Here is a 12,732-nt window from a genome sequence, read left to right on the forward strand (position 1 = left end):
GAGAACATGTGATGAACACGGCAAGAAGTTACGTCGCCGCGATCCGCACGAGGCGCCGAGAATCGTCGCCTGAGCCCCGCTGAGAAGCGACAGATCAGGGCGACTCGCGCAACGAGAGGGTCAGCCGCGGGCGATGCGCGCGAAGTCGTCGATCGACAGCTGCTCGCCGCGGAGCGTCGGGTCGATCCCCGCCGCCTCCAGAGCCTCGGATGCTGCGGCGGCGGACCCGCCGAGGACGCTCGACAGCGCCTGCCGCAGCATCTTGCGGCGCTGCTGGAAGGCGGCATCCACGATCGCGAAGGTGCGGCGCCGGAGTTCTTCGTCGCCGCGGGGCTCGGCATCCCGTTCGAATCCGACCAGGACGCTGTCGACGTTCGGCACGGGCCAGAACACCTGGCGCGAGACCGTTCCGGCCAGGCGCCACGGGCCGTACCACGCGGCTTTGACGCTCGGAGCGCCGTACACCTTCGACCCGGGAGGGGCGGCGAGGCGCTCGCCCACCTCGGCCTGGACCATGACGACGCCGCGCTGCAGGAACGGGAACGTCTCGAGGAAGTGCAGCAGGACGGGAACCGACACGTTGTACGGCAGGTTGGCGACCAGCACCTCGGGAGCGCCGGGCAGCTCGCGCACCTGCAGGGCGTCGGCGTCGATCACGCTCAGCCGATCCGCCGGAACGCCGTGGGCGGCCGCGGTCTCCGGCAGGCGCGCCGCGAGTCGGTGGTCGATCTCGACGGCGAGCACGGAGGCGCCCGTCTCGAGGATCGCCAAGGTCAGCGATCCGAGCCCCGGCCCGATCTCGACCACACGATCGGATGCCACGACCTTCGCCGCCTGGACGATCTTGCGGACCGTGTTGGCGTCGACGACGAAGTTCTGGCCCAGCTTCTTGGTCGGTGTGACGTCGAGGTCGGCGGCGAGCCGGCGGATCTCGGAGGCACCGAGCAGCGAAACGGGCATTGTTCCACTGTAACCAGGGCGACCGCCAGCCGCCGCCTGCCGGGACCGGCGGGAGTAGCGTGGATGGGTGAGCCAGACGCAGTCGATTCCCGCCAACGCCTTCACCCTCCGCGGCCCCTACGGGCGACGAGCGGTCGGTCTGTCCCTCGCCGCGGCGGTCGGCGGCTTCCTCTTCGGATTCGACTCGTCCGTCATCAACGGAGCAGTGGATGCCGTCCAGGGCAACTTCGAGCTGAGCCAGGTCCTCACCGGTTTCGTCGTCGCCGTCGCCCTGCTCGGGTGCGCGGTGGGTGCCGTGATCGCCGGCGCGCTGTCGGACCGCTGGGGCCGATTGAAGGTCATGCTGCTGGGCGCCGTGCTGTTCTTCGTCTCGTCGATCGGTGCCGCCCTGACCTTCAGCGTCCCCGATCTCATCCTGTGGCGCGTGCTGAGCGGCCTCGGGATCGGCATCGCCTCGGTCGTCGCCCCGGCCTACATCGCGGAGGTCGCCCCGCGCCAGATCCGCGGCTCGCTCGCCTCGCTGCAGCAGCTCGCGATCACGCTCGGCATCTTCGGGGCGCTGCTCTCCGACGCCCTCCTCGCCACCTCCGCCGGCGGGGCGGCGAACCAGCTGTGGCTGGGCATGGAGGCCTGGCGCTGGATGTTCCTCGTCGGCGTCGTCCCCGCCGCCGTCTACGGCATCCTCTCGTTCACCGTTCCCGAGTCTCCCCGGTACCTGCTCGCGAAGGGACGCACGGACGAGGCGCGCGCGATCTTCTCGCGCCTCGTGCCGCCGGCCGACCTCGACAAGACCATGAACGAGCTCTCCAGCGCCATCGAGGCCGACCGGAAGAACAAGAACGTGTCCCTGCGGGGGCCGGTGCTCGGACTCCAGGGAATCGTCTGGACCGGCATCCTGCTCTCCATGTTCCAGCAGTTCGTGGGCATCAACGTGATCTTCTACTACTCCACGACGCTGTGGAAGGCCGTCGGGTTCGACGAGAGCAACTCGCTGCTGATCTCGGTGATCACCTCGGTGACCAACGTCGTGGTCACGTTCGTCGCGATCTTCCTGGTCGACCGGGTCGGCCGGAAGCCCATCCTGCTGACCGGTTCGGTCCTGATGACGGTGTCGCTGGCCGCGATGGCACTGTCGTTCACCTTCGCCCAGGGAAGCGGCGACGACGTCGCGCTCCCCGCTCCGTGGGGTGGGATCGCCCTCGTCGCCGCCAACATCTTCGTCATCGGCTTCGGCGCCTCGTGGGGTCCGCTGGTGTGGGTGCTGCTCGGCGAGATCTTCCCCAGCCGCATCCGCGGCAAGGCCCTCGGCGTCGCCGCCGGTGCGCAGTGGATCGCCAACTTCGCGATCACCGTGTCGTTCCCCGCGATGGCCGGCTGGTCGCTCCCGCTCACCTACGGCATGTACGCGCTGTTCGCGGCACTGTCGTTCCTGTACGTCGCGTTGCGCATCCCGGAGACGAAGGGCATGGAACTCGAGCAGACCGAGACGCTCTTCGTCCGCAAGGACAAGAGCAAGGCCTGAGGACGGACGGAGGCCGGCACCCTGCGGGGTGCCGGCCTCCGTCGTATCCGCGGGTCAGAACTCTCCGTAGACCTCGAGGGTGTTCGCGGCGACCTGGGCGGCGAGCTCGTCGGCATCCGTTCCGAGTTCCGCCGCCAGGAAGCGGAGCGTCACCGGAATGAGGTACGGCGCGTTGGGGCGGCCGCGGTACGGCGCGGGCGTCAGGAACGGGGCGTCGGTCTCGACGAGGATCCGCTCGCGCGGGGTCACGGCGAGGGCGTCGCGCAGGTTCTGGGCGTTCTTGAACGTGACGTTCCCCGCGAAGGAGAGGTAGTACCCGCGGTCGGCGGCGATGCGCGCCATGTCGGCGTCGCCGGAGAAGCAGTGGAACACCGTCCTCTCGGGGGCGCCGACACGCTCGAGCGTCTCGAGCACGGCGTCGTGGGCGTCGCGATCGTGGATCTGCATCGCGATGCCGTGCTTCTTCGCCAGGGCGATGTGCGCTTCGAACGAGTACCGCTGGGCCGGGATGCCGTCGGCCTCGGTCCGGAAGAAGTCCAGGCCCGTCTCGCCGATGGCCCGCACGCGCGGTTCGGCCGCGAGCTCGTCGATGACCGCGATCGCGGCATCCAGCTCGCCGGCGACGGCGTACGCGGGGGCCTCGTTCGGATGGATCGCGACGGCGGCGAGCACGCGCGGGTGGGTCGCCGCCGCCCACGCGGACCACCGGGAGGAGTCGACGTCTCCCCCGGCCTGGACGACGCCGTGCACGCCGACGGCCAGCGCGCGTTCGAGCTGCTCGTCGAGCGAGAGACCGGTCTCGCCGTCCTCGATCTCGAGGTGCGTGTGGTTGTCGTAGACGGGGATGCCGAGCGGCTCGGGTGCGGGCGGGTAGCTCACGTCGCGGCGGCCATCGGCGGACCGCTCGCGCACGTACTGGCTGGGATCGCCGCCCTCGATCGTGCCGCGGGGACGCTCGACGGGCGTGCTCATGCCTGCTCGACGCGTGGGAACAGCGGCGACAGGCCGTTCACCGACGTGCCGGGGCGCAGCACGCCCCATGCGCCGGCCTCGCGGAGCGGCTGGTCCTGCAGACGTCCGATGCTCTCGGCGGCGCCCAGCGCGACCCAGAGCTTCTCGGTCGCGACCGGCATGACCGGCGACAGCAGCACCGCGAGGGCGCGCAGCCCCTCGGCGGCCGTGTACAGGACGGTGCCGAGACGCTCGCGCTGCGCGTCATCCTTCGCGAGGGCCCACGGCTCGTTCTCGGTGATGTACTGGTTCAGCGCGTCGACGATCGTCCAGATCGCGTCGATCGCCTCGTCGATGCGGAACCGCTCGATGGCCGCGTCGGCGTTCGTCGCGGCATCCGCCACCGTCTTCTGGATCGCGAGGTCGGCCTCGGTGTACTCCCCCGCCGGCGGCACGATCCCTTCGAAGTACCGCTCGATCATCGCGATCGACCGGGATGCCAGGTTTCCGAAGCCGTTGGCGAGTTCGGCCTGGTAGCGGGCCGAGAGGTCTTCCCACGAGAACGACCCGTCCTGGCCGAACGCGATCGCGGAGAGGAAGTAGAAGCGGTACGCGTCGGAGCCGAAGACGTCGGTGATCTCGGTGGGCGCGATACCGGTGAGCTTCGACTTCGACATCTTCTCGCCGCCGACCAGCAGCCAGCCGTGCGCGAAGACGCCGCGGGGCACCTCGAGCCCCGCCGCCATCAGCATCGCGGGCCAGATCACGGCGTGGAAACGGAGGATGTCCTTGCCCACCACGTGGTACGCCGGCCAGCGGCGCGCGAACTCCTCGGGGTCGCTGCCGTAGCCGACCGCCGTGGCGTAGTTCAGCAGCGCGTCCACCCACACGTAGATGACGTGCGAGTCGTCCCACGGCACCTGGATGCCCCAGTCGAACGTCGACCGCGAGATCGACAGGTCTTTGAGCCCGTTCTTCACGAACGACACGACCTCGTTGCGCGCCGAGTCGGGGCGCACGAAGTCGGGCACCGAGCGGTAGAGCTCGAGCAGCGGCTCCTGGAACTCGCTGAGCTTGAAGAAGTAGTTCTTCTCCTGCAGCAGCTCGAGGGGCTTGGAGTGGATCGCGCAGACCTTGAGACCCTCGAACGGGCCCGTGCCGTCGACGATCTCGGCCTCGGTCTTGAACTCCTCACAACCGACGCAGTACAGCGCCTCGAACTCGCCCGCGTAGATGTACCCGCGGTCGTACAGCGCCTGCACGAACTTCTCGACGCGTTCCTCGTGGCGCGGCTGGCTCGTGCGGATGAAGTCGTCGTTGGCGACGTCGAGGGTCTTCAGCAGCGGGAACCACGACTCGCTCACGAGCTTGTCGACCCACTCCTGCGGGGTGTGGTTGTTCGCGGCGGCGGCGCGCATCATCTTCTGGCCGTGCTCGTCGGTGCCCGTCAGCATCCAGGTGTCGTCGCCGGACTGCCGGTGCCACCGCGCGAGCGCGTCCACCGCCACCGTCGTGTAGCCGTGCCCGATGTGGGGCACGTCGCTGGGGTAGTAGATCGGCGTGGTGATGTAGAACGAACGGCCGGAAGTCACCCCAGGATTCTACGGGGGTGACGCCGGGGCGCCGGTCGGTGTGACGCGTCAGCGCTTGACCGCGAGCGCGGCCTGGTACAGCTCGCGCAAGGAGTGCCCGGTGAGGGAGGCGACCTCGGCGGCGGCCTCCTTGAGCCGCGCGCCGTCGCGCACCAGTTCGAGCACCTGGGTCACGGCATCCGGGAACACCACCTCACGTGCCGACGCGCCGCCGACGACGATCGCGATCTCGCCGCGCACGCCCTCGGCCGCCCAGGTGGCGAGCTCCGCCAGGCTGCCGCGCCGAACCTCTTCGTGGAGCTTCGTCAGCTCGCGGCACACGGCGGCGGGGCGGTCGGCGCCGAACGCCGCGGCGAGGTCGTCGAGAGTGGATGCCAACCGCGACGGCGACTCGAAGAACACCAGGGTGCGGGTCTCGGCGGCGAGCTCGGCGAAGGCCCGCCGACGCTCGCCGGGCTTGCGACGCGGGAAGCCCTCGAAGGCGAAACGGTCGGTCGGGAGCCCGGCGACGGCCAGGGCGGCCACGACGGCGCTCGGGCCGGGAATCGCGGTGACCGTGACGCCCGCCGCCGCCGCGGCGGCGACGAGCCCGTAGCCGGGGTCGCTGACGGTCGGCATCCCGGCGTCGCTCAGCACGAGGAGGTCGTCCTCGCGCGCGAGTTCGACGAGTTCGGCGGCCCGTTCCTTCTCGTTGTGGTCGTGCAGCGCGATCAGACGCGGCCGGTTCTCGACGCCGAGTCCGGCGAGCAGGCGCTGCGTGGTGCGGGTGTCCTCGGCGGCGACCACCGTGGCGTTCTCGAGCGCCTCGACGAGCCGTCGCGAGGCATCGCCCAGGTTGCCGATGGGGGTCGCCGCGAGGATGATCACCGCCCCACCTTATGCTGGGGGCCGTGACCGCCGTCCCCTCGCTGATCCCCTCGGACGAACGGACGCGCCTGGACCGCTGGCGCGACAGTCTCCTGGCGGATCCCCGACGGACGCGCGTGTGGCGGTGGCTCGCCCCCGCCCTGATCACCCTCTTCGCCTTCGTGCTACGCCTGGTGAACGTCGGCGACCCGCACGCGCTCGTGTTCGACGAGACGTACTACGTCAAGGACTCGTGGAGCCAGTGGCTGCTCGGCTTCCCGTCGGAGTGGCCCGGGGGCGCCGACGAGCGTTTCGTCGCGGGCGACACGGACTTCTTCACCGGCGTCGGAAGCTACGTGGTGCACCCGCCGCTCGGGCGCTTCTTCATCGGCGCCGGGATGGCGCTGTTCGGAGCCGACTCCGCAACCGGATGGCGTATCGCCGCGGTGGTGTTCGGCACGGGCATCGTGCTGCTGGTGTACCTGTTCGCGAAGACGCTCACCGGTTCGCTCGTCTTCGCGTCCGTGGCATCCGGACTGATGGCGATCGACGGGCTCGGGATCGTGCTGAGCCGCGTGGCGCTGCTCGATGTCTTCCTGACCTTCTTCATCGTGCTGGCGCTGTGGTTCGTGGCGCTGGATCGTCGGGCCGCGCTCTCGCGCTGGGCCGCCCGAGCACCGGGCGAGACGACGTGGGGTCCGGTCTTCTGGAACCGGCCGTGGCTCCTCGCGGCCGGTGCCGCGGCGGGCGCGGCGACCGCTGTGAAGTGGTCGGGGCTCTACGTCATCGCCGGAATCGGCGTCTACGTCGTGATCGCGGACGCCTTGGCCCGCCGCCGCGCCGGGATCGCGCAGTGGCCGATGGACGCGGCGCGTCAGGGCCTCGCGTCGTTCGTCCTCCTCGTGCCCGTCGCCGTCGTCGTGTACCTGGCGAGCTGGGCGGGCTGGCTCTTCACGGACGGCGGCTACGACCGGCACGTTCTCGACGCGAGCCCCGCGACCGGCTTCTGGTCGTGGGTGCCGCTGCCGCTGCAGAACCTGTGGGCCTACCACCAGTCGATGTACGCGTTCCACGTCGGGCTGTCCACGCCGCACTCGTACGCGAGTCCCGCGTGGCAGTGGCCGCTGATGATCCGCCCCACCTCGATGTACTGGCACCAGGACGACTTCGGGGTGAACGGATGCCAGCTCCCCAGCGGCTGCACCGAGGCCGTCTCGAGCATCGACAACCCCCTGCTGTGGTGGGCGGGCATCGCCGCCTCGGTCTACCTGCTGGTGCGGTTCGTGGTGCTCCGCGACGGGCGTCACGGCCTCGTCCTCCTGGGTCTGGCCGCGACCTACGTGCCCTGGTTGCTGTACCCCGAGCGGACGATCTTCCAGTTCTACACGGTCGCGATGGTGCCGTTCCTCGTGCTCGCGCTGACCTTCGCGCTTCGTGACCTGGCGCGCGGGCCGAGATCGATGACCCGCGCCGCCGGGCAGGCGTGGGTCGTGGTCTTCCTGGCCGTGTGCGTGCTGCTGTCGGCGTTCTGGTACCCCGTGTGGACGGGCCTGCCGGTGCCCTACGAATTCTGGCGCCTGCACAACTGGCTGCCGACCTGGATCTGACCGTGGCCCACGGCGAGGAGTGGCTGCACGACCCGCGCCCCGTGCAGCGGGCGAAGCTGTTCGCCGACGCCACCATCGACCACGGCGCGTGGCCCGCGAACATCCCCGCGGTCGCGCAGTTCCTGGAGGTCGCAGGACGGGACGGATGGGAGTTCGGACCCGGCGTCACCTTCCTCGTCGGCGAGAACGGGTCGGGCAAGTCCACGCTCATCGAGGGCATCGCGGAGGCGTACGGGCTGCCGGCCGAAGGCGGATCGTCCAACGGCGGCGGACAGACCCGCCGAACCGAGAGCCCCCTCGGCGAGTGGTTGCGGCTGGAACGAAGCCCGCGGGCGCCGCGGTTCGGGTTCTTCCTGCGCGCCGAGACGATGCACGGCTACTACTCGTGGCGCGATGACCTGCCGCGTACCCCGAACTCCCCGCCGAGCCTGCACCCGATGAGCCACGGCGAGTCTTTCAACGCCCTCCTCGACGAGGCGCTCGATCACCCGCGGTACGTCGCCGGGCTGGCCTGCCTCGACGAGCCCGAGGCGGCACTCTCGTTCTCGTCCACCCTGCGGTGGTTGGCGTCCCTGGATCGCATGCGCTCGCGAGGCACGCAGGTGATCTGCGCGACCCACTCCCCCGTGCTCGCGGCCCTGCCCGGCGCCACGATCCTCGAGCTCGGTGAGTGGGGTATCCGCGAGACCACGTGGGACGAACTCGAGGTCGTGCGCCTGCACCGCGGGTTCCTCGAGTCACCCGGGCGGTATCTGCGACACCTGCTGGACTGAGCGTCAGTCGTCGACCTCGACAGCGGTGAGCGCGACGATCTCCTGCTCCTGTCGCGAACTGTCGAGGCGATTCGAATAATCTAGGAGTTACCCCAACGTGCGCGGATACTCAGGTCGATATACAACCTGACTATCGCCACCGCCCCACAGGGCGCGTCGTCGCCTAGCTAGAGGCGCTGAGGTTCGAATTCGCTCCCTCAGGATCCAGCCGCCGCGGCCAGGGGCCGGGTTCACCACCCACCCTTGACCGATGGGAGCGCTGCAATGGACAGCCTCAAGATCGCGGACATCAACTGCGACATCGTCGGCGCAGACCGCGGCTTCAACGTCTCCGTCGATATCCTCACCCAGACCGCAGACGGTGTCTCCCTCAACCCCCTGTGGAACGAATTCTCGACCGCTCTCGCCGAGTGGAACAAGACGCGAGTCGCAATCTCGGCGCTCTCCAGCCGAACCACCACGGAGTCGTTCGCACAGCTTCCGTTGGGTTCGAGCAACGTCAAGTTCGAGAAGCAGTCGGAGTTCGGCGTTCCGCAGGCCAGTCGTGTGAAGCCCGACTACACCCGTATGGGTTTCCCGCTCGACTGGTCCGACTCCGGTCTCCACTACATGCGCAAGTTCCTTCGCGACGCGACCGCCGAGCAAGTCCGCGCGCGTTGCCACGCTCGATCTCGACATCGACACGGCGACTCCGAATGGCGAGATGATCGCGCATGTCCTGATGGCGCTCGCTCAGTGGGAGAGGTGACAGATCGGCGACCGCACCCGTGCCGCGCTTGCCGAGTTGAAGCGACAGGGCAAGCACATCGGACGCCCCTCGAAGACGGACCTCCGCGATGAGGTCGTCAACTACATCACTATGCGCCGCGACGAGGGTGTTCGAATCTCAGAGATCGCACGCGAGGTCAACGGGGCCGGCCACACCACTTCGCTGGGCAACCGGTTCTATCCGTCGACCACTGCCAAGCTGATCAAGCGCGTTGCCACACTGAACGCCTAGGGCGTCTCGGCCTGCGCAGGTGAGGCTTCCGTCGCTTTGTCCACCAGGTAGAAATTCTTGAAGTTGACGTCCTGGATGGGCTGGGGGAGATCGTTCTGATCGACCGGGTTCAGTACCACTGCTGGGTCGACATATGAAGTCGTGGGAAGGCGCCCTGCGCCGGTTCCCCAGAGGAACAACCGAATGCCATGAATGGATAGGTGGAACGTCGTTGCGTGGTCGTGCGGAAACGATATCTCTTGGGTCGGACCCACTTCCGTCCAGACGTACACGCGATTGCCGTACCGGTACCCGTCGTCGATCAGGCCCTCTCGCAAAAGGCCATCTACCGCATCGTCATAACGCTCGATGCTGGAGAATCCGCAAGCATCGGCGAGCGGATTTGTTGGCATGACAATCTCGAGCCCGTGGAGTGCGCTTGTTCTGTCCGGCGGGTCGCTGAGAATCACAGGCCGGATACTCGCGTAGATGGCGAAGTGGAGCCGGAGCTGATCGCTGGACAGACGCGCGACGACGTTCGACCACGCCACCCCCGCGTCATCTTTACCAGACGCATCCCTCGACGACGCCAGGACGCCGCTGAGATACTCCGCGACTACTTCCTGGTCGGCATACTGCGCAGACTCGAAGACCTGGGACGCTACGCGGGGGTTCGCGAAGCCGGGGTCCTCGCCGGTGTCTTCGACCTTCTTGGCTCGCTTCTCGGTCTTCCTAAGCAGGCGGTTGAGGTTCTTCTCGCGCAGCTGATTTGCCCAGTGCGTGCCCATGACGTCCGCTGATGGTCCGAACAGACGCACTAGGATCCCCCCAGCCTCCTTTGCAACGGAGTCGCCAGCCTTGTCGGCGAACTGCCCCGCTTTGAGTACCGCCCCCGTGATAATCGGATCCAACGCGTCCCCCTCGTCCACCCTTGTAGGTTATCGACAAGAGCGGACATCGGCGGATGACACTCGCACAGGCGTCCTGGGCACATCTCATGAACCGAAGGGTCGGGAGTCGAGTGATCTGTCGACTCTCAACCTTCAGATACCCAGAGGCGCTTGTACGGTCTCATACCCAGAGGATCCCAGCGATGTCCTCGATGTGAGCTTTAGCCTTGGCGACTGTAGGCCAGTACTTGTTTGGGTGACCGCACTGATTCCGTAGATCTAGCGCCTGTCCCAGAACGATCTTCTGTGCCTTGTCGATCACTCCCAGGTCCTGGGCGACGTTGAGTATGTCGGACTCCTGGAACTTGAGCAGGTCGTCGTGGGACTTCAGCTGCGCTCTTGAGTTGTACTTCTGGAATGCGGTCGTAACGTTTGTCGCACCGCGCTGCCAGATTCGTTCCTTGACGTCCGCGATAGCGCCAACCCAGACGAACACGATTGCGGCGCGTAGTGCTCCGACGCTCAGGCAGAGGATCGCCTCGTCTAGGAACTTCCTCGCTCCCGCGTTCGTGACTTTGGCTGCAACCTTCTCCAACTCACCGACGCCGTGCTCGAGCTCGGGCTCGTCCTCCGGGAGTCCGTGAGCGAGGCGAACAGCCTTGCGCCCGGTCTCGGTCAGCGCCCAGAGCTTTGCGCCTCCGGGCGCGTTTCCAGCCACGTCGACGTTCGCCCCGGCCCTGCCGAGAACGTCCGGGGCGTTGATGTTCTTCGCGTTCGTGATGCGCGCCTGCACCAGCGCCGCCCTCACTTCGGCTGCCGTCATGCTCGGTTTCGAGCCGTATCGTTCGTGCCAATACAGGACGGACAGTGCAAGAGTCTCTCGCTTCGCGCCCTTTACGACGCTGAGGAACTCGACGAGCGACATGCTCACAGGTGGGCCGCGCTACTTCGTCTTCTTCTCAGGACGAGGAAGGTCGTTTTTGACGAGACCGATGCCGCGGGGCGTCAACTTGATGTCCGACATGTCCGCAGTGTCCAACGTGGCGCCTTGTGACGCCGTTACCTGCAGGGAGTTGCGAGGGTCGGCCGGAGGCTTCCAGTTCGCGTCGATATACAGCGTGAACACCTGACTGACCGTGGCCTTTTCGTGTCCGGCAATCTCCTTCAACCAGTAGACCGCTGCGGTGTTCTTTTCTGGCTGGGAGGCTGGTTTCTTTTCCGCCACGAATTCCTTCCATGGCTGCACACTCGGCGGAGCCGGGTCGAGAGCCTTGTCTTGGCTCACCGAAGGCTTGCCGGCGCGCTTGCGCTCGCGCGGTACTCGCGCCCCAGCGCGAGGACTGCCACTCTCGTCACCCGGCTTGGCACCCGACTCCTCTTCAACGGACGGGGCGACGTGCTGGGAGCCGTCGTCCTGGGCTTCGACTGGCAGCGAGGGAAGGGGGCCGAATAGGTGGCTGAAGGCCGCAGCCTGCAAGTCGGGGTTGTTCTCAATGGTGTTGATTACCTTGATGGCACGCTCGATCTGATCCAGTCGTTCGTCGAAGTCGTCGTCGGCCATAGGTCCCCCCGGGATTCCGTTGTGGCTGCATGCTACACACCCGGATGGGTATTCACCGCAAACGGGCAGACCGTATCTCGCGACCAGTGCGGGACCGTATGACTCGCAGAGGGGAGCTGCACGCATCTGACAACTGAAAGGCCGATCGCCGAGCGGACTGCCGACTCCTGACCCTCAGACGCTTGACGGTGCTTCCACAGAATCGGCCTCGGCGCGCCGATATGGTGAGCCTGTGGCTTCCTTCACTCCGCGAGCGGGCACGGCAACCGACACCGCAGAGCTTCAGCTGATCGCCCACGCAAAGCTCCCGGATGACCTGACGTTTCATGAGTTCACCGAAATCTCTGAGGCGCTTCGCGTCCTCATATCCTTCGGGTACTACGCCGGGTCCGGGCAGACGCGCTGGGATGACCGTGACCTCCCGGACGCTGAGGTCCGAAAGGTGCAGTACGGCAGCGACTTCTTGACCATCGTCGTGATTGCGGGCGCGGTTGGAGTCGCTCTGCGCCCGCTCGGCCAGCTCATTGAGAGCGTGGCAAAGTCATGGGATACGTTCCAGGCTGCGAGCCTCAAGCGTGAGGAACGGCTGGGCAAGAAGGAGGAGCGCCTCGCCGCGAAGGAAAGCCGTCTCCGCAATCAGACCACGCAGCCATCGAACGGTGACAACTTCCCTGCTATAGCTGAGTTGACGGCTCTATCCTGGGGTCCGCGCGAGTCCATCCAGCAGATGCAAGTCGCGGATTTGCAGGTCTTGGCGAGCGCAATCACAGTACTTGCGCAGTACAAGGTGTCTGTGCGGATTCAGAACCCGAATGGCAAGGAGGGCCTCACCGTGTTTGTCGAGCCGGGAGCTGATTAGGACCGCCACTCAACCGTGACGCGACGTTCCACAGCCTCACGCAAAATCGCGTCTCGCGCTAAGGCGTAGTGCTCGTCTGCTTCGTTTCGGAACTGCGGGCGCGTGCGCGGCAGTCCCTTCGGCCATTGCGGTGAGCGAGACCCGGGCCTTGGTGTCGAATGTCGAGCGAGAGGAAATGGCGGCAGTGCGGAC

Annotated in this window: 12 protein-coding genes; 5 read left to right on the forward strand and 7 right to left on the reverse strand. The window is 67.2% G+C overall.

What is annotated here, in order from left to right; genetic code table 11:
* Nucleotides 1-120: 120 nt before the first annotated feature.
* Nucleotides 121-960: a 16S rRNA (adenine(1518)-N(6)/adenine(1519)-N(6))-dimethyltransferase RsmA gene (gene rsmA, locus BW982_RS12755; RefSeq protein ID WP_076493886.1), complete on the reverse strand. Its 840-nt coding sequence runs from the start codon at nucleotides 958-960 to the stop codon at nucleotides 121-123.
* 67 nt (nucleotides 961-1,027) lie between these two features.
* On the opposite strand from rsmA, the gene BW982_RS12760 reads away from it, so the two are divergent.
* Entirely contained in the window at nucleotides 1,028-2,482 is a 1,455-nt protein-coding gene (locus BW982_RS12760; protein WP_076493888.1) for a sugar porter family MFS transporter, read from the forward strand.
* A gap of 54 nt (nucleotides 2,483-2,536) precedes the next feature.
* Here the strand turns inward: BW982_RS12760 and BW982_RS12765 are convergent, their stop codons facing one another.
* From BW982_RS12765 to rsmI, 3 genes are read right to left on the reverse strand one after another with little or no spacing between them, the layout of a single operon-like run.
* The gene (locus tag BW982_RS12765) at nucleotides 2,537-3,454 is read right to left on the reverse strand and encodes a TatD family hydrolase (protein WP_076493889.1); all 918 of its coding nucleotides are present in this window, start codon (nucleotides 3,452-3,454) and stop codon (nucleotides 2,537-2,539) included.
* Nucleotides 3,451-5,025: a methionine--tRNA ligase gene (gene metG / locus BW982_RS12770; RefSeq protein WP_076493891.1), complete on the reverse strand. Its 1,575-nt coding sequence runs from the start codon at nucleotides 5,023-5,025 to the stop codon at nucleotides 3,451-3,453. Before metG ends, BW982_RS12765 begins: the two co-directional genes overlap by 4 nt.
* Nucleotides 5,026-5,073: 48 nt before the next feature.
* The gene (gene rsmI / locus BW982_RS12775) at nucleotides 5,074-5,892 is read right to left on the reverse strand and encodes a 16S rRNA (cytidine(1402)-2'-O)-methyltransferase (protein ID WP_076493892.1); all 819 of its coding nucleotides are present in this window, start codon (nucleotides 5,890-5,892) and stop codon (nucleotides 5,074-5,076) included.
* A gap of 23 nt (nucleotides 5,893-5,915) precedes the next feature.
* Between rsmI and BW982_RS12780 the strand changes: the two genes are divergently transcribed.
* The 3 genes from BW982_RS12780 (at nucleotide 5,916) to BW982_RS17830 (ending at nucleotide 9,091) form a co-directional block, all read left to right on the forward strand.
* Nucleotides 5,916-7,478: a dolichyl-phosphate-mannose--protein mannosyltransferase gene (locus BW982_RS12780; RefSeq protein ID WP_254845592.1), complete on the forward strand. Its 1,563-nt coding sequence runs from the start codon at nucleotides 5,916-5,918 to the stop codon at nucleotides 7,476-7,478.
* A 2-nt stretch (nucleotides 7,479-7,480) separates the two neighbouring features.
* On the forward strand, nucleotides 7,481-8,251 hold the full coding sequence (locus BW982_RS12785) for an AAA family ATPase (protein ID WP_076493895.1): 771 nt from the start codon (nucleotides 7,481-7,483) through the stop codon (nucleotides 8,249-8,251).
* A 264-nt stretch (nucleotides 8,252-8,515) separates the two neighbouring features.
* Nucleotides 8,516-9,091, forward strand: coding sequence for a hypothetical protein (locus tag BW982_RS17830; protein WP_139327447.1), 576 nt, complete (start codon nucleotides 8,516-8,518; stop codon nucleotides 9,089-9,091).
* 156 nt (nucleotides 9,092-9,247) lie between these two features.
* On the opposite strand, the gene BW982_RS12800 is transcribed toward BW982_RS17830, so the two are convergent.
* The 3 genes from BW982_RS12800 to BW982_RS12810 form a co-directional block, all read right to left on the reverse strand.
* The gene (locus BW982_RS12800) at nucleotides 9,248-10,159 is read right to left on the reverse strand and encodes an Abi-alpha family protein (protein WP_076493900.1); all 912 of its coding nucleotides are present in this window, start codon (nucleotides 10,157-10,159) and stop codon (nucleotides 9,248-9,250) included.
* A 142-nt stretch (nucleotides 10,160-10,301) separates the two neighbouring features.
* Entirely contained in the window at nucleotides 10,302-11,045 is a 744-nt protein-coding gene (locus tag BW982_RS12805) for a hypothetical protein (RefSeq protein WP_076493901.1), read from the reverse strand.
* Between the two features lie 18 nt (nucleotides 11,046-11,063).
* On the reverse strand, nucleotides 11,064-11,681 hold the full coding sequence (locus tag BW982_RS12810; RefSeq protein WP_076493903.1) for a hypothetical protein: 618 nt from the start codon (nucleotides 11,679-11,681) through the stop codon (nucleotides 11,064-11,066).
* A gap of 232 nt (nucleotides 11,682-11,913) precedes the next feature.
* Between BW982_RS12810 and BW982_RS12815 the strand changes: the two genes are divergently transcribed.
* Nucleotides 11,914-12,540 (forward strand): hypothetical protein, encoded by a 627-nt coding sequence (locus BW982_RS12815; RefSeq protein ID WP_076493904.1) that lies wholly within the window; start codon nucleotides 11,914-11,916, stop codon nucleotides 12,538-12,540.
* Nucleotides 12,541-12,732 lie beyond the last annotated feature (192 nt).

The organism is Microbacterium sp. RURRCA19A, from assembly GCF_900156455.1.
Classification (GTDB): Bacteria; Actinomycetota; Actinomycetes; order Actinomycetales; family Microbacteriaceae; genus Microbacterium.